Raw genomic sequence first — 24,555 nt, 5'->3', positions numbered from 1 at the left:
TGCGGGCGGGTGGACTATTGGCAATCATGACCAAATATATGCAGAGATCGCCATTATGCCGCTTCGCCTAGCCGTTTTGCGCTATGACAACGCGCTTCAGTCAGCCGTTTTTGGGATTGAGGAAATGTTGAGCTTTGCGGGCAGTCTGAGCAATGAGCGCCAAATGTCCGTTTCGATTATCGACGAAATGGCTTGTGGGTATGATGTCTATGTTTTGCCTCCGGCGACTAAGGAGATTGAAGTTGATGTTGGCTGCGATCTTCCTGAACGGCTCAAGCAGGAGCATACGCGGGGCGCGCTCCTGTGTTCGGTCTGTGCTGGTCTGGCTGGCCGAGGCGGATGTTTTGGGCAACCGGATAGTCACGACGCATTGGGGGCTGGAGCCCCATATGGCGAAGCACTATCCAATGGTGGCGACGGACGTAAACCAGATATTGATTGAGCATGCTGATCTAATCACGGCGGGCGGAATGATGGCATGGGTCGATCTCTGCTTGGCGCTGATTGATCGCTTTATCGGACGCGATGCGGTGATTGAAACGGCGCATAGATTTGTGGTCGATGTCGGGCAAAGGGACCAACGGCGTTATCGGCGGTTTACGCCAAATCTGACGCATGGAGACCCCGGTGTTCGGAAGGCTCAGCTGGCGATTGAACGAGACTTCGACGGAAAGTATTCCATCAGGGACTTGGCCACGGTTGCGGGGATGTCGGAGCGCACGTTTATTCGGCGGTTTTCGTCTATCACGGGTTTGCCGCCGATGGCGTATGTTCAAGCTGTCAGAATCGAAAAGTCCAAAGACATGTTGATACACTCAAACCAAATTGTTCAGAACATCGCGTTTGCAGCCGGATATTCCGATCATTCGTCATTTGGGCGAAAGTTCATTCAGGAAACCGGTTTGACGCCAACAGAGTTTCGGAATCGGTTTGCGCTCAAGTCCGCTGGTGCAGGGTAGTATTGTTTCCCTGCGAAATGTTTGGGCAAGCTCAATATGGGCTGCGGTCTCGTTCTCTATCGTTGGACCCTAGTCGAAGATACCGGCCACACGGCCCAGCAGCATAAAGGCGCGGGCGGTGCGGGTGTCAGCAAGCGCGGCAATGTCGGCGTCGGTGGCGGTTTCTTCGAATTCGACAAAAGCCTGATCAAAGCGGCGGAGGAAATGGTGGGCAGCGTCGCGGAAAATCGGGTCTTGTTTCATGCGCCCAGCGGCCAGGGCAAGCGAAGAACGGTCACGCACGCCGCCAAGTGCTGCAATGGCGCGACCCCGTTCGCCACCCGCGAATTGCCGCCAGATTTCCGGGCGGGCCAGATCCGGGCGCAGATCGTCCATATAGATGCCATCCTGGCTGAGCAGGGTTAGCACATCCTGGCTGGCCTGGATCAGAGCCGAGGTCTGGCGATCCCGCAGGGCTTTGCGCAGGGCGGTGAAACCTACTTTGTCCTCGGCGGTTTCGGGGAAATTCAGCGCGCGGATAAAATCTTCGCGTGGGAGTGGTGGTGTCAGTTCCTCGGCGGGGGTGCCGAGGGCAAGGGACCCCTGATCGGCCAGATCCGCGGCAGGCGGTTCCGGTTCGGGGGCTTTGCGGATGGCGCCGGTGTCACGTTCGCGAGAGGTCGAGAAGGTGGCCAGCGCGGTTTCAGTTTTGCGTGTGGCGGCGGCAATCTCGTCAAGTTTCTTGGCGACTGATGGTTCCAGTATTGCCGGCTGCGTGCCCTGGGACTGGGCGACATACGTGCGGCGCATGGCGTCGATTGCGGCCTGTAGGCGCGCACTTTCTTCGCGCATGACCCGAGAGGACCGCGCCGCAGTGACGGCCACCCAGATCATGGCCACAGGCAAAAAGATGGCCAGCAATGTCATCATAAAGCGCAGACTGTCGAGGCCACCCGCAGTTTCAGGTTTCAGCACCAGAAAGAAAACTACGGTGCCCGCCAGCCAAACAAAGCTGAGCCCGACCGCGATGAACTCGATGCCGGTCACGCGCGGTTGCTCTGGTTTGTCATAGATGCCCAAAGGTGTGGGCTTGCTGTCGGTGTCTTCTGACATGTGGCTGAAACTGCCTGACTGGTGACGCGTTATGCGCAGTTGGTGTGAAAGCGGTTTTATTTGAACTCGATTGAAAGCACTTCGTAGCTTTTACCGCCGCCGGGTGTGCGCACTTCGACGCTGTCACCTTCGTCCTTGCCGATCAGAGCGCGGGCGATAGGGGATTTTATGTTGAGAAGGCCGGCTTCGACATTGGCTTCGTGTTCGCCAACAATCTGCCAGGTTTTCTCTTCGTCAGTGTCTTCGTCGACCAGCGTGACAGTGGCGCCAAATTTGATCGTGCCCGAGAGGCTGGTAGGATCAATGACTTCGGCCAGTGAAATCACCGCCTCAAGTTCTTTAATGCGGCCTTCGATAAAGCCCTGTTTTTCGCGCGCCGAATGGTATTCGGCGTTCTCTTTGAGGTCACCAAGTTCGCGTGCGGTTGCAATCGCCTCGATGATGGCGGGGCGCTCAACAGATTTGAGCTGCTTTAATTCTATCTCAAGCGCCGTATACCCGCCGCGTGTCATAGGTAGTTTATCCATGGGTTTGTTCCCGTTGGTCCGGTGCCGCCCAAAAATTAGGCGGCGGGTCGTTTGTATGTGACAGGGGCAGAGTGCCCCGTGCGAGACGTGAAAAGCAAGAGACAGGCGGCTTTGCAAGCGCAAATATCATGTTTGGGCATATCACTGGACGATTTATCATCAAATGTCGTCGGGTTGTGATTGACGCAATATTGTCGAACGGGATAGCAAGCGCGAAACAAAGTTACGCTCGCCTGTCGGAAGGAAACCCAATGTCGGAAATCGAACGCGAAGCCATGGAATATGATGTGGTCATCGTCGGAGCGGGGCCTGCGGGTCTGTCAGCGGCGATCCGCCTAAAACAACTGGACGCGGACCTCGACGTGGTTGTTTTGGAAAAAGGGTCGGAAGTGGGCGCGCACATCCTGTCGGGCGCGGTGCTGGATCCGGTCGGGCTGGACAAGCTTATACCTGACTGGAAAGAGAAGGGCGCGCCGCTGAACACGCCGGTCAAGGAAGACCACTTTTATATGTTGGGCGAAGCAGGCGAAGTGCGTATTCCGAACTTTCCAATGCCACCGCTGATGAACAACCATGGCAACTATATCGTGTCTATGGGCAATGTGTGCCGCTGGATGGCGGAGCAGGCTGAGGAGCTGGGTGTTGAGATTTTCCCCGGCATGGCGTGTTCTGAGTTGGTTTACGGTGACAATGGCGAAGTTAAGGGTGTTGTCGCAGGTGTGTTTGGGCTTGAGGCTGATGGCAGTTATGGCGCCAACACAGAGCCGGGCATGGAGCTGCAGGGCAAGTATGTGTTCCTGTCCGAAGGTGTGCGCGGATCGCTATCGAAAGAGGTGATCGCCAAGTACGACCTGCAAAAGGGCAAAGAGCCGCAGAAATTTGGCGTTGGCATGAAGGAGATCTGGGAGATCGACCCGGCCAAGCACAAAGAGGGCAGCGTTACCCACACGATGGGCTGGCCGCTGAATTCAAACGCGGGTGGTGGTTCGTTCATCTATCATCTTGAGAATAATCAGGTTTATGTCGGTTTCGTGGTGCACCTGAACTACAAGAACCCGCACCTGTTCCCCTATATGGAATTCCAGCGGTTCAAGCATCACCCGATGGTTGCTGAGCTTTTGGAAGGCGGCAAGCGCGTAGCTTATGGCGCGCGCGCGATCACCGAGGGCGGCTATCAGTCAATGCCCAAGATGGTTGCGCCGGGTGTCGCGCTGTTGGGCTGTTCGGTGGGTATGGTCAACGTGCCGCGCATCAAAGGCAACCACAACGCGATGCTGTCTGGCATGGCTGCAGCCGAGGCCGCAAATGCGGCGATCAAGGCGGACCGGTCGGGCGATGAGCTGAGCGACTACGAAGTCGAAGTGCGCACCGGTGAGATCGGCAAAGATCTCAAGAAAGTGCGCAACGTTAAGCCGATCTGGTCCAAATGGGGGCTGGTGCCGTCGCTGGTGCTCGGTGGTCTGGACATGTGGACCAACACGCTTGGCTTTTCGTTGTTTGGTACGGTTGGTCACGGCAAGAACGACGCGGATGCGACCGAACCTGCGGATCAGCACAAGCCAATTGATTATCCCAAACCGGACGGCAAGCTGTCGTTTGACCGTTTGACCAACGTGTCCTTTGCGATGACCAACCACGAGGAAAGCCAACCCTGCCACCTGCGCCTGGGGGATGACAGCATTCCGGTTAAGGTAAACCTGCCGAAATTTGCAGAACCCGCGCAGCGGTATTGCCCGGCAGGTGTGTATGAAGTGGTTGAGGAGGAAGGCAAGGACGCACGGTTTGTGGTGAATTTCCAGAACTGTGTGCATTGCAAAACTTGTGACATTAAGGACCCGAGCCAGAACATCACATGGGTCACGCCGCAAGGTGGTGACGGGCCGAACTATCCGAATATGTAATACTGGTGCTGTCGGAGCGTTTAACGCTCTGATTGAAAGGCCACTGAAGAACCAACATCTTACGCCCTCGCAGAAGACTGCGGGGGCTTTTTTTGGCGGCAATGTTAAAGCTGGGCTACACGGTTGCCATCGAGGTGTGTTGTGCGTCGCTCCAGTGTTTTGGAGACTGGCCATACAGGCGCTTAAACTCGCGGCTGAATTGAGATGGGCTGATGTAGCCAACGTCCAAGGCTGCTTGGTTAACGGTCAGGCCCTCTGCAATTTTTGCCGCAGCGGTGTTGAGGCGCATCGATTTCACAAACTGGATGGGTGACATGGTTGTGGCTTGTTTGAATTTGCGGTGAAACACGGCGCGGCTCATGCCCGCGCGGGTGGCCATGTCGTCGATCGAAATCGGAGTGTTCAGATTGGCGGAAACATGTGCGATGGACCGAGAGATGGCATTGCCAGCGCCAAATGCCTGTTGCGCGAATGCACCGGCTTCTCCCTTTAGGATGGCGTAATACAGCTCGCGCAACCTGGTGGGGCCCAAAACGGCGGTATCCGTTTCGCTATCGCCCAATTGCAGCAGTCGAAACAGTGCGTCAGAGAACGTGCTGTCCCAATGTGCCAATTTGATCCCGTTTGATACGGGGCGGTCTCGCGCCGTGGATATTGCGCCGCCAGCGTTTTCCATTTCGATTGCCAATTCACGCATCACGCGCGGGTTGAGTGAAATGTAGACACCTAAAAGCGGGGCATTTGGTGATGCGTTGGGTGTTCCGGCTTTGACCGGCATGGAATGAGGGCAGACCAGATACTGTTTGTTGTCATACACGTACCGCGCACCGCCGAGCACTGCTTCCTTAGTTCCGCTTGCGATGGCGATTACGCTGGGTTCATAGACTGCGGGTACACATGGCATGGCCTGAGTTGCGCGAAAAATCTGTACACCGTTGATGCCGGTCTCCATAAGGCCGTCGCGGAGTGTCCGGTTTTGGATAATGTGTTTGATTTGCTCTTGGATCATGTCGGTAACTTAGATGCATAACGCGAAACCATGCAACGTAGTTGAGACGATCAGGCAAGTATTTGCGATGATGTCGCCTGTTTTTTGCTGAAAGTGAGAGTTATTTGTTGGTCATGGATTGAAGCGAATGTCGACTTCAAGGGGACCAATGAAATGGCAGATACTCAATTTGGCCCGATGGGCTGGACGCCCGAACGCCTTGGGCAACTTGTGGGCAAGACCTTTCTCATCACTGGGGCAAACGCCGGTACGGGTTTTCAGGCCGCGCGGATTTTATTGTCGAAAGGCGCAAGGGTGGTGATGCTCAACCGCAGCGCCGAAAAGTCGAGCGCTGCTTTAGATTTGCTGAGAGATGAGTTTGGTGAAGATGCAGAGGTGAGCTTTGTTCGCATGGACCTTGCGGATCTCGACAGCGTGCGCAGCGCTGCGGCAAAACTGCGCGAGACTGTTCGCCGGATTGATGCCCTGATCTGTAATGCCGCGATTGCGCAGGTGCCCAGTCAGACCTTTACGAAGCATGGTCATGAAAGCCAGCTTGGCACCAACCATTACGGCCATTTTGTTTTGTGCGGGATGCTGTTTGACCGCATCGAAGCGGCTAGTGGCCGGATCGTGATTGTGGCCAGCCTTGGCTACAAAATGGGGATAAGGACAATTCAGTTCGAAGACATGAACTGGGACAGGAATTACAGCGCCAATCCCGCCTATAGCCAGAGCAAGTTGGCGCAGATGATGTTTGCCTATGAACTACAAGATCGGATCAGGGCCGCGCGCAAAACTGTCGAAGTATATGTTTGCCATCCCGGTTCTTCGGCGACATCGCTGATCAAAACCAGTGGGAGCCGGTTGTCGAGGTTTGTTTTTGGGCTCATGTCACTGTCCCCAATGGTGCAGTCAGCGCAAAAGGGGGCCTATCCAGAGGTGATGTGCGCCACCGAAGTTGGACCGGAGCAGCGCGCGCTTTTTGGTCCGACGGGGCGCATGGAGTGGGTTGGTCCAGTCGGCAAAGGAACTCTGGAGCCGTATGCTTATGACAAGGCAGTCATGACCAAACTGTGGGACCTCTCAGAGGCAGAAACTAAGTTCCGCTGGCACATTTGATGCCAACGCTACAACAGCGTGTGTGGAGCATTGCGGACTCATCATCGCGGCCTATGGGCGGATGCTTGCCTGCTTTTGGCGCTACTAAGGTGGCTTTGCCAAAAACGTCATCAAATCAGGAGGCAATTGGGCGGCATTTGCCGGAAGGTGGCATTGCGTGTTGCTCAGCAGACCACTAGGTTTTGTGGAACGCCGCATTGAGGAGCCCTTTCTTGCCGTTTTCATTCATTCGAACTGCAACGCTTGCGGCCCTTGTGGCTGCTGTTTCCGTGCCAGCCATGGCGCAAGGATTGTCGGGGGCGTATCTTGCGGCGCGACAGGCCACGATCAACAGCGACTACTCCGCCGCCGCGCGGTATTACAGCGAGGCGTTGACGCGCGATCCGGGCAATCCGGTGCTGCTGGAAAATGCGGTGCTGGCCTATCTCGCACTGGGCGAACTGGACCGCGCGATGCCGATTGCGCGCAAGATGCAGGCAGATGGCCTGAGCAGCCAGTTGGCCAATATGGTGACGGCCGCCGACAAGGTGCGTGACGGTGCCTATTCCGAGCTGGTTGAACAGCTGCGCGGTGATGGAAAAGTTGGGCCACTTGTGGACGGTCTGATGTTGGCATGGGCCGAGATTGGCCGCGGTGCCATGTCCGAGGCGCTGGCCGCATTTGACGACGTCTCCAAGGAGCAGGGGCTGGCCGGTTTTGCGGGGTATCACCGCGCGCTTGCGTTGGCGTCTGTTGGTGACTTTGAAGGCGCTTATGAAGTGTTCGAAAACGGCGGGCTTCAGGGGCTGGAATCGACGCGCCGTGCAATCATGGCCGAAGTGGAAATACTCAGCCAGTTGGAGCGCAACCCGGATGCGATTGCGCGGCTGGACGAGGCGTTTGGGTCTGATCTGGATCCGTCCTTGCGCCTGATGCGGGATCAGCTGGAAGCAGGCGATATACTGCCGTTCTCGCAAGTCACAAGTGCCGCCGACGGTGTGGCCGAGGTCTTCTTTTCGCTCGCAAGTGCGCTCCAGAACGAGGCGAATGCCGACTACACGCTGCTTTACGTGCGCGTTGCCGAATTTCTGCGCCCTGATCATATCGAAGCCGTGTTGCTGAGCGCAGAGTTGTTGGAAATTTTGGGCCGCTATGAATTGGCGACACAGGTCCTGAAACGTGTTCCAGCTGACCACCCGTCATTCCATGCGGCTGAAATGGGTCGGGCCGAGGCGCTGCGTGTTTCGGGCAAGGCCGACGCCGCCATCGAGGTTCTGGAGCAATTGTCGCGCAGCCATGCTGATTTGCCGGTGGTGCATACAGCATTGGGCGATCTGCTGCGCCAAGAACGGGATTTTGCGGGTGCGGTCGCAGCCTATAATCGTGCTCTGGCCCTATATGACGATGCCGAGGAGCGGCAGTGGTTCATCTACTATGCGCGGGCAATCTCGCACGAGCGGCTGGACGATTGGGATATGGCTGAAGCCGACTTTCGCGCCGCGCTTGAACTGCGCCCGGATCAGCCGCAGGTGTTGAACTATCTGGGCTATTCGCTGGTGGAAAAGCAGATCAAGCTGGACGAGGCATTGGATATGATCCAACGCGCCGTCGCGGCGCGTCCGGACAGCGGCTATATCGTGGATTCGCTGGGCTGGGTCCTGTTCCGTTTGGGGCGCTACGAAGAGGCGGTGGGCCATCTGGAACGCGCCGCCGAGCTGATGCCGGTGGACCCTGTAGTGAACGACCATTTGGGCGATGTGTACTGGGCGGTTGGGCGCACACTAGAGGCGCAGTTTCAGTGGCGTCGTGCGCTGAGCTTTGTGGATGACGAAACCTCGGAAGAGGCCAAGCCAGATCGTATCCGGCGCAAACTTGAAGTGGGTCTGGACACGGTGTTGTCCGAAGAAGGGGCTGAACCCTTACAGGTGGCCAATGACGGTTGAGGCATTTGCCCCGGCCAAGATCAATCTGACACTGCATGTGACGGACCAGCGGGTAGACGGGTATCATCTGCTTGATTCACTTACTGTTTTTGCGGATGTCGGGGATCGGCTGTGGTTCTCCCCACGCAAAGCGATGCATCTGGACGTAGATGGGCCCTTTGCCTCGGGAGTGCCCGTTGATCAGCGCAATCTCGTCTGGCGCGCGGCTGAACTGGCCGGTTGGCGTGGACATGTGCGGCTGGAAAAGAACCTGCCACATGGCGGCGGCATTGGTGGCGGGTCGTCAGATGCCGGTGCGGTATTGCGCGCGGTGGGCAGTATGCCCGCGGATCGCGGCTTGCAAATAGGCGCGGATGTGCCGGTTTGCGTGATGGCGCGTGCGGCGCGGATGTCAGGGGTTGGAGATCATCTGAGTGCAGTGCCTGGATTGCCCGAACTTTTTGCAGTGCTGGCCAATCCGGGGGTGCCGGTGGCAACACCGCAGGTTTTCAAGCGCCTAAAGAAGAAAGACAACCCTGCCATGGCACATTCTTTGCCACGCTTTGCCGGTATCACCGGATTTGTCGACTGGCTGGCGCAGCAACGCAATGACCTTCAGAACCCTGCAATAAGTGTCGCACCAGAAATCGGCACAGTTTTGACGGTGCTGCGCGCCCTGCCAAATGCTCTTATGACTCGCATGTCCGGCTCCGGTTCGACCTGCTTTGCCCTGTTTGGAAGCCGCGCACAGGCGGCAAGCGCCGCAAAAGAGCTCTCGGACAAGCATCCCACGTGGTGGGTACAGGACTGCACGCTCAGCTAAACGCCCATTCCGCTTCATTTCGCCCAAAATACTTCGGGGGTGTCCCGGCGCCGCCGGGACGGGGGCTGGCCCCCAAACCGGGTTCAGTTCAGGCGCGCAACCACGTAATCGGCAATATCGTTTAGCAATGTGCGAATCTCTTGCTCAGGCAAAGTGGCGATAGACGTTTTGGCCTTTTCTGCCCAGCCAAGTGCATCTTGTCGTGTGGCGGTCAGCGTGTCGTATTTGCCCATCAATGCCAGTGCATGATCCAGATCGCCATCCTCCTGACGGCCTCTGGCGATGGTGCGATCCCAAAAGGCGCGCTCTTCATCGGTGGCTTGTGCGACGGCTTTGATCACTGGCAGGGTCAGCTTGCGCTCGCGGAAATCGTCGCCTACATTTTTGCCGGTTTCCTTGGTATCACCTTGATAATCCAACAGATCATCCGCGATCTGGAAGGCAATCCCAAGCGCGTCGCCATAATCAAACAACGCCTGCACATGGGCCGGGTCAGCGTCCGCGATAACGCCACCTACCTCGGTCGCTGCGGAAAACAATGCGGCGGTTTTGCCGCGCACGACCTGTAGGTAAATACCCTCGTCCGTGCCCAGATCCGAAGCTGCGGTGAGTTGCAGCACCTCGCCTTCGGCAATGGTGGCCGACGCGTTGGACAAGATGCGTAACACATCAATCGAGCCAGTTTCGGTCATCAACTGGAAGGCGCGCGAAAACAGGTAGTCACCGACCAGAACAGACGATTTGTTATCCCACAGCAGGTTGGCAGTGGGGCGACCACGCCGCTGGGCGCTTTCGTCGACCACATCGTCATGCAGCAAAGTAGCGGTGTGAATAAATTCCACCGTTGCCGCCAGATGCACGTGATAGGGACCGGTATAGCCACACAGCCGCGCCGCGGCCAATGTCAGCATCGGGCGCAGACGTTTGCCTCCTGCGCCAACAAGGTGGGCGGTGACTTCGGGAATGCGCGGGGCGTGTTTGGAGGCCATACGCTCGGTAATGAGCGTGTTGACGTCATTCAGTTCATCGGCCAGCAGGCTGGCGAGGGCTTCGTGCGGTTTGCGCGCGGCGTGATCGAGACTCATGCTCAAGTTCCTGTCAGAGGGGTCGACAACAGACGCTCTCTATCCTTACATCCCCGGTATGAAAGAGCTATTGCGCAGTAACGACCCGACGATCATCGCATTTGCCACAGCCCTGCTTCGGGGGGAGGGTATAGACTGCTTTGAAATGGACGTAAATATGAGCGTGTTGGAAGGATCCATCGGAATTTTTCCGCGCCGATTGATGGTGCACCGCGATTTGTTGCAGGCGGCCGAGGTTGTCATGCTGGACAACGGTATCGACTTGGGCCGACCTGGATGAGCGTAAAGACCACTGAAAACGGGTATCTGGACGGGCGGTTGCGTATTTCACAGCCCCAGCGCGGGTATCGCGCGGGCGTTGACCCGGTGCTATTGGCCGCGTCGGTTACGGCAAAGACAGGCGAGCGTGTGCTGGAGCTGGGCTGTGGTGTCGGCACGGCAATGTTCTGTTTGGCGGCGCGTGTGCCGGGGGTGGTTTTGACCGGCGTCGAGCTGCAACCGGATTATGCGGCGCTGGCAGAGTTAAATGCAGAGTGCAATGGCATCGCCGCGCGAATTGCGGTGGCGGATCTGGCAGCGTTACCGGGAGCGCTTAGGCAAGAGAGTTTTGACCATGTGATGGCCAACCCACCTTATTTTGACCGGGCAGCCAGCACCGCGGCGGCAAATGCGGGGCGAGAGGTGGCGATGGGCGAGGCTACACCGTTAGACAAGTGGGTGGAGGTGGCTGCCAAGAGATTGGCCCCCAAGGGTTACGCCACGTTTATCCATCGGGCCGAGCGGCTACCGGATTTGCTCGCCTCAATTTCCGGGCGGTTGGGCTCGGTCGAGGTGTTGCCGTTGCAGGCGCGAGAGGGGCGCGAGGCGGGTCTGGTGCTGGTGCGTGGTCGCAAAGGTGGGCGGGCGGCGTTTCGGCTTCATTCTGGTGTGGTGATGCATGATGGTGCGACCCATGCCGCCGATCAAGAGAGTTATCGGCCCGAAATCCGGGCGGTTTTGCGCGAAGGCGCGGAGTTGAGCTGGGGGTAGCGCCCGGGGCGCCATGAGACATTTTTGCTCGATCTCGCCTTGGTACAAACTGCGTAGTTGATTAGTCGGCCCGCTTGCCCTTAAGGACGTTCCAAATATCGAGGGACATCACCAATGGCTGACCAACCGGGCGATCCACGCCACCTAGAAACCCTGGATCGCGATCTTCGCCGTTTTTCCAGACTTGAAGTTGCTACCGGTGCAATCGGGCGACCCATGGTTGGCCTTGGGGTTGCATTGGTATTTGTTGTACTTGCCGGTCTGGCGGCGATGTTATTTTTTGGCGAAGCCAATAATACCATGATCGTGGTCATAGCGGCCTGTCTTGGGGCCTATATGGCGCTGAATATCGGGGCGAATGACGTTGCCAACAACATGGGCCCGGCCGTGGGGGCGAACGCCCTGTCAATGGGGGGCGCAATTGCCATTGCGGCGATTTTCGAGAGCGCCGGGGCGTTGATCGCTGGTGGTGATGTTGTGTCCACAATTGCCAAGGGAATCATTGCCCCTGAGAGCATGGGGACGGCGACGGTGTTTGTCTGGGCGATGATGGCGGCGCTGCTGTCGGCGGCATTGTGGGTTAATCTGGCCACATGGGTGGGCGCACCTGTTTCAACCACACACTCGGTTGTGGGTGGTGTTATGGGCGCCGGTATCGCGGCGGCAGGATTTGCCGCTGTGAGCTGGCCCACGATGGGCAAGATTGCTGCCAGTTGGGTGATTTCGCCGGTTTTGGGTGGGGTCATTGCGGCCATGTTCCTGGCGTTGATCAAGTCGCGCATTATCTATCGCGACGACAAGATTGCCGCGGCGCGCGTTTGGGTTCCGGTTTTGGTCGGGATTATGGGCGGAGCGTTCTCGTCTTATCTGGCGCTAAAAGGTCTGAAAAAGATCATCAAGATCGACCTGCCGACATCTTTGATGATTGGTGCGGCGATTGGTGTATTGATCTGGCTGGTGATGATCCCTGTTATCCGTAAGCAGTCGGAAGGGCTGGAGAATCGCAACAAGTCGCTGAAAGTGCTGTTTGGCATTCCTCTGGTGGTGTCAGCGGCGTTGCTGAGCTTTGCCCACGGTGCAAACGATGTTGCCAATGCGGTTGGTCCGCTTGCGGCTATTGTGCAGGCTTCTAATACCGGAGGGTTCCTTGCAGCCGTGTCTATCCCGCTGTGGGTGATGGTTATAGGTGCCTTTGGAATTTCCTTTGGTTTGTTACTGTTTGGTCCAAAACTGATCCGCATGGTGGGGGGGCAGATTACCAAACTGAACCCGATGCGCGCTTATTGTGTCGCACTTTCGGCGGCGATCACGGTGATCGTGGCCAGCTGGTTGGGGCTGCCGGTGAGTTCGACACATATCGCGGTCGGTGCGGTATTTGGTGTTGGCTTTTTCCGCGAGTGGGATGCGGAGCGCCGGATTGCAAAGACGCGGCAAACGATGCCAGAGCGCACCCAGTATTCGCGTGAAGAACGCCGACGGCGCAAATTGGTGCGACGGTCGCATTTCCTGACAATTATTGCGGCCTGGTTGATTACGGTGCCCGCTGCAGCGGTTCTGTCGGCTGTGATCTTTTTCGTGATCACGACCGTGATGACCTAGAAAACCTGCGCCAAATATTCGGGTATATGGTTTTGTGAAAAACGCCCGTCGCGACTTTTGCAGGTGCGCGGCGGGCGTTTCTTGTTGGCGAATGGAGGTGCGTGGCGGCGGCTGAGCGCGGCATCTGTGCGGAAATGATCGGCAATATTCCTCTTGCTGTCACAAATTTGATGCAACTGCAGCGTGACAGGTGGCGAGAATTGTGCTGGACTGTCCAAGTTGTTTTAATCTGAGAGGAGATACCGAATGAGCGTAAGCGCACACCTGGAAGAACTGAAACGCAAGCACGAAGCCCTCTCAAATCAGGTGGAAACGGAACAGCGATCGCCAGGATCGAGTGACCTGACCATTGCTGAGCTGAAAAAGCAAAAACTGAAGCTCAAGGAAGAAATTACACGACTGTCTGTGACAGCTTAAGACGTTAGGCTGGCGCGGGCCGCGATGATGGCACCGCCGGTGACGAGAACGGTTGCAGCAGCCAATAACCAGCTTGGCTCTGCAACACCAAAACCCACCAAAACCAGTGTCGACAACAGCGGTGCCGCATAGGAGGCGGTGCCCAGAAGTTGTATGTCACCGCGTTTGACCCCAATATCCCACACATAAAAGGCAAGACCCACGGGACCGGCGCCAAGTGCAAGGGCCGAGGCCCATGCAAGCGTGTTTCGCGGCCAGACGGTTTCTTCCAGCGCAAGGTGCATGACGCCTGACAGGATGGCGGTGGCGACGCAGAATACGGCCACGCTGGCAGTGGGTACGTCGCCCAAGCGGCGAGAGAAAACCGAGTAGCCGGACCAGGTGAGGGCGCAGGCCAGCGCGATCAGGTAGCCGGGCAGGGCGGCGAGGTCAAAGCCGCTGCCGCCGCCGCCAATGATCAGGGCGGCCCCCAGAAAGCCGCAGAACGCGCCAATCAGATGGCCGCGCCGCAGGGTTTCACCGGGCAGGAAGCCCGAAAAGATCACGATCAGCAGGGGCCATAAATAGGCAATCAGCCCGGCCTGAGCCGGTGGCGCGAGGCGCAGGGCGGTGAAATAGAGCGCGTGATAGCCAAAGAGGCCCAAAGTACCAAATACATAGACCGTCCAGCGGATGCGCAGAAGTTGGCCAAAGCCCCCTGTGCGTGCGGTCCAGATCAAACCGATGGTTCCGCCAATGGTGAAGCAGATTGTGTTCAGCAAAAGGGGCGGGGTGGGTGCGGTGCCCACAGTGAAAAGCGCAAGCAACGCCCAGAGCAGCACGGCGACAAATCCAACAAGGGTGGCGGTGGTGCGGCTCATTCCGGGATATCCATGATGTGGGTTTTTTGTAACGCGTCGGTCACGCTAGTGGTTTTTGCGACCTCGTCCAGCACCCAATGGCGAAAGGCCGCAATATGGGGCCGGTTTTCCGCACCCGACTGGCAGACAAAGCGGAACCGGGCCTGCAGTTCGATCGCGTGGGCAAAAGGGGCGACAAGGCGCCCCTCAAATAGATCTTTGACCACCAGCGCGCGCCGCCCCATGACGATGCCAGCACCGGCAAGGGCTGCGTCAACTGCGTGATCCGCGCCGGTGAAGCGGGGGCCGTGGGTGGCGTCAAATGGCAATCCCATCAGGCGAAACCATGCCGCCCAGTCGGCACGGGGACGCAGGAACGATATTGAGTCGTCGTGGATCAGCGTGGCCTGTGCGAGGCTTTCCGGGGTTGGGAACCGTTCGGCCATCTCTGGCGTCATGACGGGGCAGACCCATTCGCCTTCGAGGGGGAGCGACCAAAGGCCGGGCTCTGCCTTGTCCATGCCAAAGCGGATTGCCACATCAACCTCGTCTCGGGTGAAATCCAGCGCGCGCAGAGTGGCCGAAAACCGCAGGTCGATGTCGGGGTGGGCGCGGGCAAATTCGTAAAACCGTGGGGCAAGCCATTTGGCCGTAAAGGCGGGTCCGGCGGTGACCATGAGCGTGGTGTCATTAGTCAATCGCTGGGTTGAGCGCCAAGCGGTGTTCAGTGTCTGGAACGCTTCGGTCACGCCGGGAGCGAGGGCGCGGCCTGCTTCGGTCAAGTCGACGGCGCGGTTAAGACGCAGAAAGACCGGGGTGCCGAGGTGATCTTCGAGTGATTTGATCTGAAATGAGAGCGCGGCGGGGGTAACGTGTAATTCGTCTGCCGCGCGGGCAAAGGACATGTGGCGGGCAGCAGCCTCGAAGGCGCGCAGGGCGGTGAGGGGGGGTAGGCGATCAGACATATCACTTAAGTATAACTTAACTGAAGGCTTGGAAAGTCTCGTTTGTGGCTTTTGTTTTCAATGGGCATATTGGGATCAGTTCAAATGGTCTTGAGAAAGGATCACGCCATGATCGAAGTTGCCACCAATACCCGTACCGCCCAAGCCTATCGCGCAGCCCATGCCGAGCGCAGCGCCGTGTTTGTTGCAATCTTTGGCTGGATCTTTCGCAAACGTCATGTTCCGCTGAGCCGTGTCGCTCTTACGGAGCCGCCCCGCTGCGCATAAATTGTGCTTACGAGGCAAAACAAAGGACCGTACCGTTGGGTGCGGTCCTTTTTGGTTTTGCGAGGCGGGTCCGCGGGGCGGACCGGTTGGACTATGCGGCTTTGATTGAACCTGCCTGTTCTGCAAGCCCGTACAGGTTGGCATCGATGACTTTGCCCATCATCAGTTTCATCAGTGTCTGACCCAAGAGCCAGCCCAGGGGGCCATATTTGACGCGATAGTCAAATGTCCAAATGACACGTGATGCGGTGCCTTGGGGGGTGATGCGGATGGTGGAAGTGGCCGCGCGCAGGGGCATGGCAGCCATGTCAAAGAGAGCGACCGTATAGCCGACACCGGGTTCCCAGGCGGTTGCTTCCTCGACCAGAGAAGTGCCGTTTTTGAAGTGGTTGCGACGCCTGGAACCGATGCCGTCGGGCCCTTGGGTCAATGCATCTACGGAGGTGATTTCGGGTGCGAAGCTGTCGATGTGCATAAAGCGGCCCAGAATGCCCCAGATTGTTTCAGGTGTTGCGTCAATGGTGAGGCTGCGTTCGAAGTGAATCATCAGGAAACCTATTTTGTTCAGATGCGCAAATGCGCGCGAAGTGGGTTGGTAACCTTGCAATACCGGGGCACTGCTGACAGCGTTATGGCAGCAGCATGACAGTAGGGGCGAAAAATGCGTCGCACGGACCGGCTTTTTCAGATTATCCAGATATTACGGTCGGCGCGGGCGCCGATCACCGGCAGAGAACTGGCCGATGAGTTGGAGATATCGCTGCGAACGCTTTACCGTGACATGGCAGAGTTGTTCGCACAGCGTATCCCGATCACGGGCGAGGCCGGTATGGGATATGTGCTGGACGAGGGCTATGACATGCCACCACTCATGCTGACGGCAGATGAACTAGAAGCGGCCGCGTTGGGTGCGGCCTGGGTCGCGGCTGAGGCCGATCCATCGCTGGCGCGCGCTGCGCGGGATTTGGTGGGCAAGCTGTCGGAGGTGATTCCGAAAGAGTTGCGGCCCATTGTGCTGGACGGGACCAGCAAGCCAATTCAGACCAAATCACGGATCGAGGAGCGGTTTGACAGCGCGCTGCTGCGTCACGCCATCCGTGAACGCTATCGCTTGCAATTACAGTATGAGGATCGTCAGGGGCGTTCGAGTGACCGTGTGGTCTGGCCGCTCATGATCGCGTTTCTGGACAGGACGCGGTATATTGTAGCGTGGTGCGAGGCACGGGCGGGGTTCCGGCATTTTCGCACAGACCGGGTGCAATCTCTCATGGTGATGGGCGAAAAATATCCGGGCCGTCGCGTGGCGCTGATCCGTGAGTGGGAAGCTGAGATGGCGACGCCTGAGGGCCGTGAGAGCAAGGCATAAAAAAGGCCGCCAGTGAGGCGGCCTTTGGAGGTCTATCGGGACAGTCTTAGGAGAAGAACTGTGCACCGTTTGCGGAGATCGTCGAGCCGTTGATGAAGCCCGCATCCTCGGAAGCAAGGAAAGCCACGCAGCGCGCGATTTCTTCTGGCTCGCCAAGGCGACCGGCAGGGATCTGGGGGATGATGTGCTTGTTCAGCACGTCTTCGTCGATCGAGCGGACCATTTCGGTGCCGATATAGCCGGGGCAGACAGCGTTGGCGGTGATGCCAGCGCGCGCGCCTTCTTGGGCCAGCGAGCGGACAATGCCGATGTCGCCTGCTTTGGTGGCGGCATAGTTTACCTGACCGGCCTGACCTTTTTGGCCGTTGACCGAGGAGATCACGACAACGCGGCCAAACTTACGCTCGCGCATGCCGGGCCAGACGGGACGCACCGTGTTAAACACGCCTGTCAGGTTGGTTGCGATGACCTTGTTCCACTGTTCGGGGGTCATTTTGTGGAAGAAACCGTCCCAGGTGATGCCCGCATTGGCGACAACGGTGTCGATGTTGCCAAGATCGGCTTCGACCTGTGCGATACCTGCGGCGCTGTCATCGTAGCTACCAACGTCCCACTTGTAGGTCTTGATGCCGGTTTCTTCGGTGAACTTTGCGGCGGCTTCGTCGTTGCCCGCGTAGGTAGCGGCGACAGAATAGCCTTCGGACTGAAGTTTCTTTGAAATGGCCGCGCCAATACCGCGTGATCCGCCGGTGACGAGTGCAACTCTTGCCATGGTAACTCTCCTATGTGGTCCTAATTCGTCTGTAATTTTATTACGCAGAAAGATTGTTGGGTGCAATATCATTTCGCGCTTATAATGTCGCAGTCCCGATGGGGTGGTGAAAGAGGGGAAACAGAATACTGGTTAGGATGTGTAATTAAGGGCGCCAGTGAGGCGCCCTTGGGGTATACCTACAGGTGCAAAATTATGGGCGCTCGAGGCACATGGCCACGCCCATGCCGCCACCGATGCAGAGTGTCGCGAGACCCTTTTTGGCACCGCGGCGCTGCATTTCGAACAACAGGGTGTTCAGGACGCGCGCGCCGGAGGCACCGATGGGGTGACCAATGGCAATCGCGCCGCCATTTACGTTTACAATCGAAGGATCCCAGCCCATGTCCTTGTTCACGGCACATGCCTGAGCGGCGAAGGCTTCGTTGGCTTCGACCAGGTCCAGATCGCCCACGGCCCAGCCTGCTTTGTCCAGTGCCTTGCGCGAGGCATAGATCGGGCCGACACCCATGATCGACGGGTCCAGACCGGCGGTCGCATAAGACGCGATGCGGGCCAATGGCTCGATGCCGCGCTTTTCGGCCTCGTCCGCAGACATGACCAGAGCGCCGGCGGCGCCATCGTTCAGACCAGATGCGTTGGCGGCGGTTACGGTGCCGTCGCGGGTGAAGGCGGGGCGCATTTTGGCCATCGCCTCGATATTGGCGCCGTGGCGGATGTATTCATCGCTGTCTACTACAATGTCGCCCTTGCGGGTTTTGACCGTGAAGGGGGTGATTTCGTCGGCGAACTTGCCAGCCTTTTGGGCGGCTTCAGCTTTGTTCTGGGAGCTGACGGCAAACTCGTCCTGAGCGTCGCGGCTGATCTGCCACTGCTCGGCCACGTTTTCCGCAGTCTGGCCCATGTGGTAGCCATTGAAGGCGTCCCACAGACCGTCGCGGATCATCGAGTCGATATATTTTACGTCGCCCATTTTAGTGCCCGCGCGCAGGTTTGCGACGTGGGGGGAGAGGGTCATGTTTTCCTGCCCACCGGCAGCAACGATGCTGGCGTCGCCCAGTTGCACATGCTGTGCTGCCAAAGCGACGGCGCGCAGACCCGAACCGCAGACCTGGTTAATGCCCCAAGCGGCACCTTCCTTGGCGAAACCGGCGTTGATATGCGCCTGACGAGCTGGGTTTTGACCCTGACCGCCGGTCAGCACCTGGCCCAGAATGGTCTCGGAAACCTCCGAAGGATCGACGCCTGCGCGTTCGACCAGAGCCTTGAGGACCGTTGTGCCGAGATCATGTGCCGGGGTGTTGGCGAACGAGCCGCCAAAGCTGCCGACAGCCGTACGTGCGGCGGAGGCGATAACTACGTTGGTCATGCATATTTCCTTTACCAAAATGTGGTGGCGCAGCGCGGCCCCTTTTGGATCGGTTTTGCGCAAGCTCCGGTTTCCGCGATGTGGATACCCCATTTGCCGCAATGCGGCAACAATCGCGATTTGCGGATTGGGGGGTGCAAGGGCATGTTGGCGGAAAATTGCAGGCAGTCTCCATACGCCTGCGACGGGTGAAAATACGGTAATGTCTTGTTGGATAAAGAAGTTTAGCGCAACCAGTCTGTGCTGATGGAATAAGCGGCCTGCGCGTTTGTTACGCGATTGCAGGTGCGTTATGCCGCAGGTGCATAGCTAAGTGCCTCATTATTGATCAACGGGCAGTCCGCTTGGCACGTCTTTGGGCACGCCTAGGCGATTCTCGTCGCTGAACGGATCGTGCAGCTGGCGCAGGAATGCAACGATTTGCGCAACTTCTGTGTCGTTCAGAGGCGTTGGGGCGAGTTTGTTGGCGGCGGCGATGGCGTTGATTTCAGTGGGATCGCGCATCAAGGCAAAATCGCTGGCATAGTCCGGGGGCAGCAAGAGGGCTGCGGCTGGATCATAGCTGCGCAGGGTTGCGACAGGGTCGAGGTGGTGACGCACCACGGTTTCGATGGTCGGGTAGGCACCGGCATGACCGTAGGGGCCAGTTTCGGGCAGGTTGCGCAATGTGGGTGTGCGAAAGGCGTAGGCATCCGCCGGATCGCCGGTCACGCGCATCCGTCCGACATCGCGGTTGTGACGCTCAAAACGGGCGGCCTTGCCCGGACCGATCTGGGGCATGGCGATGGCGTGGAAGCTGTGGTCGGTTTGAAATTGGCCGGTGTGGCAGGTGCTGCATTGCGCCTTGCCGTAAAACAGGTCCATGCCTGCCATGGCCTCGGGTGGCAGTAGGGTACCGTCACGCAGGAAACGATCAAACGCGCTGTCATCGGCCCGCCATTCGAAGCGGATGAAATCGGCCATGACGTTGGCGATGTCATGGAAGCGGATTGGTGTATCGACACCGATGACGTTGTCGAAGGCTGTGCGATAGGCTGGGATTGCTTCGACCCGTTTGGCGAGGATGTCCCAAGCGCCGCCGGGGCCGGTGATGAGGCCCTGGCGCACGGCTTGGGCCACATCGTTTTCAGAGTAATGTCCCGCCATTTCGTCGCCCGAGAGTACGGGGAACATGGCCTGTGCGGCGAGTGCGCTGTCAAAGCCAGATTCCATTTCGGTGCCCATGGGGGTGCGTAGGCCGGAGGGCCGGGAAGGGTCCTCTTCCAGACGTCCGTCGTGGAAAAAGACGGTGAATTCGGACGCGCCGAGGTTGAACAGGCCCGGCGCGTTGCGCGGGATGCGCTGTTCGGGTGGGTTGTCTGGGTCGATCACACGGTCGATGCCAAGGCCGGAGGCGCCGTCGCCAAAGCCGAGTGACAGCCCGTCACCCGTGCCAAGGCGCGGGTGGTGGCATGTGGCACAAGAGACGGTGCGGCTGCCTGACAGGATCGGGTCGTAGAACAGCTGCCAGCCCAGTTCGACGCGGGCCATGTCCGGTTCGGGGAATGTGGCATCGGGTTTGGGTAGCTCGGAGGCAATTGCCGTGATGGGCAGGGCGAACAGGGCGATAGCAAGGGCGCGGATCATCGCGAGGCACCGGAGAGTTCGAGGGTGAGGCGCTGGTGATAAGGCGCACCCGGGGTGGCGATGATGGGCGCAAAACCAGGTTTGTTGAGCGCGTCGGGGAAGTGCTGAGGCTCGAGGCAAATGGCGGAATAGGGGGTGTGAGATTGGCCCGCGTGGGGTGTGTGTTCCTCGGTCAGGAACATGGAGGAGTAGAGCTGTAGCCCCGGCTGGTCAGTCGTCAGCGATAGCGAGAGGCCATTGGGTGCCGATAGGGTGGTGTGCGGCGCAGAGAGAACCAAGTTGTCATCATAACCTTCACGGGCCGGGTCGGCGTCAGAGATCGCGCGTGGTCTGGTGAAGTCGAACCGGTTTCCAGCGGTGGCATGGTAGGTGCCGTTGGGAATGCCATCGTCGCTGCGTTCGGTGATCTGGTTGGCGGGGATGTGCAGGGTGTGCGTGTGGGCGGTGCCGCGTCCCATCAGGTTGTAATAGTTGTGTTGAGCAAGGTTGATCGGGGTGGGCCGGTCAACCGTGGCACGCATGTCATAGGTGAGCGTTGTGCCCGAGAGGGTGATGGTGGTGGTAAACACGGCCTCGCCCGGAAATCCCTGATCACCGTGGGGCGAGGTGTGGCGCAGCTCGACCGCGCGAGTTTCGTCAGCGTCCATTTCCCAGATACGTTTGGAAATGCCCATATCGCCGCCATGCAGGCAATGGGGTGGCGCGTTGGCGGTGACGGTATGGCGGGCGCCGTTGAGCTCAAAGGCAGCACCGCCAATCCGATTGGCGACGCGCCCTACGATTGCGCCGAGATAGGCCGGGTTGTTGAGATAGTCTGTGGCCGCGCGATAGCCGAGCACGATGGGTAGATCGGCCCCAGCGTGGCGCACCCGCCAGTCCTGGGTGATGCAGCCCAGATTGAGGATTGTGACCGACATGGTCTCGCTCTCAAGCGTGGTCTGGCGGATCTGGTCGGGCGTCGGCGCGTGCGGCATTCAGACAAACCTGTTGACGTAGTTTTCCAATATCTCCTGTCGGCCCGATTTTGGGGCCGGGGCGATGGACCCTGAGTGCACCTGATTAAAGAGCGTGTCCAGATCGGTGTTCAACATGGCTTTGCCTGCATCTGTGTCCCATCCGGCGTAGCGTTCCGAAAGGGCGGCATCAAGCCCACCGTCTTCGATCATCGCTGCCGCAGCTTTCAACCCGCGCGCGCAAATGTCCATGCCGCCGACATGCGCGGCGATCAAATCCTCGGCATCCAGCGACTGGCGGCGCAGTTTCGCGTCGAAATTGGTTCCGCCTGTCGAGAAACCACCATCGCGCAGGATATGGTAATAGGCCAGCGCCACTTCGGGGACGTTGTTGGGGAACTGGTCAGTGTCCCAGCCGGATTGATAGTCGTTGCGGTTCATGTCGATTGAGCCAAGCACACCGAGGGCGGTAGCGGTTGCAATCTCGTGTTCAAAGCTGTGGCCAGCCAGAATGGCGTGGCCCTGTTCGAGGTTGAGTTTGACCTCATTTTCCAGCCCATATTTTTGCAGAAACCCAAAGCAGGTTGCGGCGTCATAGTCATACTGGTGCTTTGAGGGTTCTTGTGGCTTGGGTTCCACAAGGATCGTGCCGGTGAAGCCAATTTTGTGTTTGTAATCCACCACCATGTTGAGAAAGCGGCCCATGTGGTCGAGTTCGCGGCCCATGTCTGTGTTGAGCAGGGTTTCATAGCCCTCACGCCCACCCCAAAGCACATAGTTTTCGCCACCTAATTTCAGTGTGGCATCCATGCAGGTTTTCACGGTCGCGGCGGAATAGGCGAACACATCCGGGTCGGGGTTGGTTGACGCGCCCGACATCCAGCGGCGGTGGCTGAACATGTTGGCGGTGCCCCAAAGCAGCTTGACGTCGCGGCTTGACATCTTTTCGCCGAAATAGTCGATGACCGCCTCAAAGTTCTTGAGGCTCTCGGCAAAACTGTCGCCTTCAGGGCGGATATCGGCGTCGTGCCAGCAGAAATAGGGCTGGCCGAGGATGTCGAACATTTCGAATGCGGCGTCGGCCTTGATTTTGGCGGTCGCCATCTGGTCTTGCGGGTGCCAGGGGCGTTCAAAGGTCTGACCACCAAACGGGTCGCCACCTTCCCACGCGAAAGAGTGCCAATAAGCGATGGCAAAGCGCAGGTGATCCTCCATGCGTTTGCCCATGACAACTTCGTCCGGGTTGTAGTGGCGGAAGGCGAGCGGGTTTGTACTGTCGGCGCCCTCAAAGGCGATGGGGGCGATATTTGCGAAAAAGTCGGTCATTGGGTCAGGCCCCTTATGGCAGGATAGGATTGGGTGAAAGCAGCATGTGCCGCGGTGTATGCATCGCGCAGGTCGCTGCGCGGAGCGATGGTTTCAGCGATGTCCGGGCGGGTCATCACGGTGTCAGGGTCGGCATTTGTAGCCGCGCAGAGCGCGAGGCGGGCGGCCCCAAGGGCGGCGCCAAATTCGCCCTTGGCTGGCAGGTCAATGGGCATGTCGAGAAGAGTGGCGATCAGCTCGACCCAATAGCGCGACTGTGCCCCGCCGCCGATGGCGATCAGGCTGGACAGTGACGCCCCGGCAGAGGCAAGCGCATTGAGATTATCGCGCAGGGCAAAGCTGACCCCTTCGATTACCGCTTGGGTGAGGTCGGTGGGGCCATGCGAAATGTCGAGGCCAAGAAACGCGCCGCGTGTGGCGGCGTCGTTGTGCGGTGTGCGTTCACCCGAGAGATAGGGCAGAAAGCGCAAGGAAGAGGGGCCGGAGATTGTATCACCAAGGGCTGCGGTCAGAGCAGCCGGAGATTGCCCAAGATTTCGAGAGAGCCAGTTGAGGCTGTCCGTCGCGGCGAGGATCACGCCCATCTGGTACCAGCGGTTTGGCACAGCATGGCAAAAGGTGTGCACGGCGCTGTCGGCATTGGGCGCAAAACCATCACGCCCGGTGAGCAGCACACCCGACGTGCCGAGTGATACGAACCCTTGACCATCTGACAGAGCGCCGATGCCACAGGCGGCAGCCGCGTTATCACCGGCACCCGCCGCCACAATTACCTCTGGCGACAGTCCGAGTGTGCTGGCGATATCCGGGCGCAGGGTGCCGATAGGGGCGGAGCCCTCGAAGAGGGTGGGCATTTGGGCGCGCGTCATGCCCGAGCCATCAAGCAAGGTATTTGACCAGTCGCGCGCGCCGACATCCAGCCAGCTTGTCCCGGCGCTGTCGGACATGTCGGAGGCATAGACCCCAGTGAGCCAGAAATTCAGGTAGTCTTTGGGCAGGAGCACCTTGGCGGTTTGGGCAAATACATCTGGTTCGTTTTCTGCGACCCAGAGCACCTTGGGCGCGGTGAAACCGGGGAAAACGATATTACCAGATTGCGCGCGGAACGCTGGATTTTCGTCAAGGCGTTTGGCTTGTTCGGCGCTTCGTGTGTCATTCCAAAGCAAACAGGGGCGCAACGGTGCACCTGAGGTGTCCAGCAAAGTGGCGCCATGCATATGGCCCGAAACACCAATGGCACGCACAGCCTGCATTTCCGCCGGATGGCTGTCGCGCAGCTTTGCAAAGACGGTTTGGCAGGCGTCTGTCCACGCGCCGGGGTCTTGTTCGCTCCAACCGGGGTGGGGGCGGGATGTGTCGTAATGTGCCTCGCTGGAGGTGACGATTTTCTGCGCCTCGTCAATGACAAGCGCGCGCAGTCCTGATGTGCCTAGGTCAAGTCCTATGAACACGATTGCTCCTCCCTCAAAATGTCTCCCAGTTAAATTTTAGACTCAAATTAAATAAAATATCAAACACCAAATTCACTTTTTTCGAAAAAGGCGGATTTAGGCGGGCTGTCTGATGCGACGTGTTGTCCCGATTTCAGAGGAGGGTTGGTGCGGCCTTGACCTTCCTCTTACTGGAAGG

25 protein-coding genes are annotated in these 24,555 nt (G+C 58.4%); 12 read left to right on the top strand and 13 right to left on the bottom strand.

Annotation, left to right across the window (positions count from 1 at the left end; all coding sequences use genetic code 11):
- Positions 1-55: 55 nt before the first annotated feature.
- Positions 56-442, top strand: coding sequence for a helix-turn-helix domain-containing protein (locus CLV88_RS22940; protein ID WP_165798804.1), 387 nt, complete (start codon positions 56-58; stop codon positions 440-442).
- Positions 390-959 carry a GlxA family transcriptional regulator gene (locus tag CLV88_RS04330; RefSeq protein WP_165798803.1) on the top strand — a complete coding sequence of 190 codons (570 nt, stop codon included), beginning with the start codon at positions 390-392 and terminating at the stop codon, positions 957-959. Before CLV88_RS22940 ends, CLV88_RS04330 begins: the two co-directional genes overlap by 53 nt.
- Positions 960-1,028: 69 nt before the next feature.
- Here CLV88_RS04330 and CLV88_RS04325 read toward each other — a convergent pair whose 3' ends face one another.
- Entirely contained in the window at positions 1,029-2,051 is a 1,023-nt protein-coding gene (locus CLV88_RS04325) for a hypothetical protein (RefSeq protein WP_106607163.1), read from the bottom strand.
- Between the two features lie 56 nt (positions 2,052-2,107).
- Positions 2,108-2,578 carry a transcription elongation factor GreA gene (greA, locus tag CLV88_RS04320; RefSeq protein ID WP_106607162.1) on the bottom strand — a complete coding sequence of 157 codons (471 nt, stop codon included), beginning with the start codon at positions 2,576-2,578 and terminating at the stop codon, positions 2,108-2,110.
- 251 nt (positions 2,579-2,829) lie between these two features.
- On the opposite strand from greA, the gene CLV88_RS04315 reads away from it, so the two are divergent.
- The gene (locus CLV88_RS04315; protein WP_106607572.1) at positions 2,830-4,479 is read left to right on the top strand and encodes an electron transfer flavoprotein-ubiquinone oxidoreductase; all 1,650 of its coding nucleotides are present in this window, start codon (positions 2,830-2,832) and stop codon (positions 4,477-4,479) included.
- Positions 4,480-4,594: 115 nt separating this feature from the next.
- Here the strand turns inward: CLV88_RS04315 and CLV88_RS04310 are convergent, their stop codons facing one another.
- Entirely contained in the window at positions 4,595-5,488 is an 894-nt protein-coding gene (locus tag CLV88_RS04310; protein ID WP_106607161.1) for an AraC family transcriptional regulator, read from the bottom strand.
- A 153-nt stretch (positions 5,489-5,641) separates the two neighbouring features.
- Between CLV88_RS04310 and CLV88_RS04305 the strand changes: the two genes are divergently transcribed.
- The 3 genes from CLV88_RS04305 (at position 5,642) to CLV88_RS04295 (ending at position 9,313) form a co-directional block, all read left to right on the top strand.
- Entirely contained in the window at positions 5,642-6,589 is a 948-nt protein-coding gene (locus CLV88_RS04305; protein ID WP_106607160.1) for an SDR family oxidoreductase, read from the top strand.
- 212 nt (positions 6,590-6,801) lie between these two features.
- Positions 6,802-8,511: a tetratricopeptide repeat protein gene (locus CLV88_RS04300; protein ID WP_106607159.1), complete on the top strand. Its 1,710-nt coding sequence runs from the start codon at positions 6,802-6,804 to the stop codon at positions 8,509-8,511.
- Entirely contained in the window at positions 8,501-9,313 is an 813-nt protein-coding gene (locus CLV88_RS04295) for a 4-(cytidine 5'-diphospho)-2-C-methyl-D-erythritol kinase (protein WP_106607158.1), read from the top strand. The genes CLV88_RS04300 and CLV88_RS04295 overlap by 11 nt, the downstream gene beginning before the upstream one ends.
- A gap of 83 nt (positions 9,314-9,396) precedes the next feature.
- On the opposite strand, the gene CLV88_RS04290 is transcribed toward CLV88_RS04295, so the two are convergent.
- Positions 9,397-10,398 (bottom strand): polyprenyl synthetase family protein, encoded by a 1,002-nt coding sequence (locus CLV88_RS04290; protein ID WP_106607157.1) that lies wholly within the window; start codon positions 10,396-10,398, stop codon positions 9,397-9,399.
- A 58-nt stretch (positions 10,399-10,456) separates the two neighbouring features.
- Here CLV88_RS04290 and CLV88_RS04285 point away from each other — a divergent pair, with 58 nt between their 5' ends.
- The 4 genes from CLV88_RS04285 (at position 10,457) to CLV88_RS04265 (ending at position 13,443) form a co-directional block, all read left to right on the top strand.
- Entirely contained in the window at positions 10,457-10,678 is a 222-nt protein-coding gene (locus CLV88_RS04285) for a putative signal transducing protein (RefSeq protein ID WP_106607571.1), read from the top strand.
- Complete coding sequence (locus tag CLV88_RS04280) at positions 10,675-11,427, top strand: tRNA1(Val) (adenine(37)-N6)-methyltransferase (RefSeq protein WP_106607156.1); 753 nt, start codon at positions 10,675-10,677, stop codon at positions 11,425-11,427. The genes CLV88_RS04285 and CLV88_RS04280 overlap by 4 nt, the downstream gene beginning before the upstream one ends.
- Before the next feature lie 114 nt (positions 11,428-11,541).
- Positions 11,542-13,026 (top strand): inorganic phosphate transporter, encoded by a 1,485-nt coding sequence (locus tag CLV88_RS04275; protein ID WP_106607155.1) that lies wholly within the window; start codon positions 11,542-11,544, stop codon positions 13,024-13,026.
- A gap of 246 nt (positions 13,027-13,272) precedes the next feature.
- A complete protein-coding gene (locus CLV88_RS04265) occupies positions 13,273-13,443 on the top strand; it encodes a YdcH family protein (RefSeq protein WP_106607153.1) in 171 nt (56 codons plus the stop codon).
- Here the strand turns inward: CLV88_RS04265 and yddG are convergent.
- The gene (gene yddG, locus CLV88_RS04260) at positions 13,440-14,303 is read right to left on the bottom strand and encodes an aromatic amino acid exporter YddG (protein WP_106607152.1); all 864 of its coding nucleotides are present in this window, start codon (positions 14,301-14,303) and stop codon (positions 13,440-13,442) included. The two genes, CLV88_RS04265 and yddG, sit on opposite strands and share 4 nt — an antisense overlap.
- The gene (locus CLV88_RS04255; protein ID WP_106607151.1) at positions 14,300-15,247 is read right to left on the bottom strand and encodes a transcriptional regulator GcvA; all 948 of its coding nucleotides are present in this window, start codon (positions 15,245-15,247) and stop codon (positions 14,300-14,302) included. The genes yddG and CLV88_RS04255 overlap by 4 nt, the downstream gene beginning before the upstream one ends.
- A gap of 108 nt (positions 15,248-15,355) precedes the next feature.
- On the opposite strand from CLV88_RS04255, the gene CLV88_RS04250 reads away from it, so the two are divergent.
- Positions 15,356-15,514 (top strand): hypothetical protein, encoded by a 159-nt coding sequence (locus CLV88_RS04250; protein ID WP_165798802.1) that lies wholly within the window; start codon positions 15,356-15,358, stop codon positions 15,512-15,514.
- A 91-nt stretch (positions 15,515-15,605) separates the two neighbouring features.
- Here the strand turns inward: CLV88_RS04250 and CLV88_RS04245 are convergent, their stop codons facing one another.
- Entirely contained in the window at positions 15,606-16,061 is a 456-nt protein-coding gene (locus tag CLV88_RS04245; RefSeq protein WP_106607570.1) for an SRPBCC family protein, read from the bottom strand.
- Positions 16,062-16,175: 114 nt separating this feature from the next.
- Between CLV88_RS04245 and CLV88_RS04240 the strand changes: the two genes are divergently transcribed.
- Positions 16,176-16,880 (top strand): helix-turn-helix transcriptional regulator, encoded by a 705-nt coding sequence (locus tag CLV88_RS04240; RefSeq protein WP_106607149.1) that lies wholly within the window; start codon positions 16,176-16,178, stop codon positions 16,878-16,880.
- Positions 16,881-16,926: 46 nt separating this feature from the next.
- Here CLV88_RS04240 and phbB read toward each other — a convergent pair whose 3' ends face one another.
- From phbB to xylB, 6 genes are all read right to left on the bottom strand, one after another.
- Positions 16,927-17,652 carry an acetoacetyl-CoA reductase gene (phbB, locus tag CLV88_RS04235; protein WP_106607148.1) on the bottom strand — a complete coding sequence of 242 codons (726 nt, stop codon included), beginning with the start codon at positions 17,650-17,652 and terminating at the stop codon, positions 16,927-16,929.
- 193 nt (positions 17,653-17,845) lie between these two features.
- Positions 17,846-19,021, bottom strand: a complete 1,176-nt coding sequence (locus CLV88_RS04230) for an acetyl-CoA C-acetyltransferase (RefSeq protein ID WP_106607569.1) — start codon at positions 19,019-19,021, stop codon at positions 17,846-17,848.
- 321 nt (positions 19,022-19,342) lie between these two features.
- Complete coding sequence (locus CLV88_RS04225; RefSeq protein WP_106607147.1) at positions 19,343-20,647, bottom strand: cytochrome-c peroxidase; 1,305 nt, start codon at positions 20,645-20,647, stop codon at positions 19,343-19,345.
- The gene (locus CLV88_RS04220) at positions 20,644-21,621 is read right to left on the bottom strand and encodes an aldose epimerase family protein (RefSeq protein ID WP_106607146.1); all 978 of its coding nucleotides are present in this window, start codon (positions 21,619-21,621) and stop codon (positions 20,644-20,646) included. Before CLV88_RS04220 ends, CLV88_RS04225 begins: the two co-directional genes overlap by 4 nt.
- Positions 21,622-22,926, bottom strand: a complete 1,305-nt coding sequence (gene xylA, locus CLV88_RS04215; protein ID WP_106607145.1) for a xylose isomerase — start codon at positions 22,924-22,926, stop codon at positions 21,622-21,624.
- A complete protein-coding gene (gene xylB / locus CLV88_RS04210; RefSeq protein WP_106607144.1) occupies positions 22,923-24,377 on the bottom strand; it encodes a xylulokinase in 1,455 nt (484 codons plus the stop codon). Before xylB ends, xylA begins: the two co-directional genes overlap by 4 nt.
- Positions 24,378-24,555: the final 178 nt, after the last annotated feature.

Source organism: Shimia abyssi (assembly GCF_003014475.1).
Lineage (GTDB): Bacteria > Pseudomonadota > Alphaproteobacteria > Rhodobacterales > Rhodobacteraceae > Shimia > Shimia abyssi.
The sequence above is the reverse complement of the archived record's forward strand: the minus strand, read 5'-3'. Positions and strand labels throughout refer to the sequence as shown.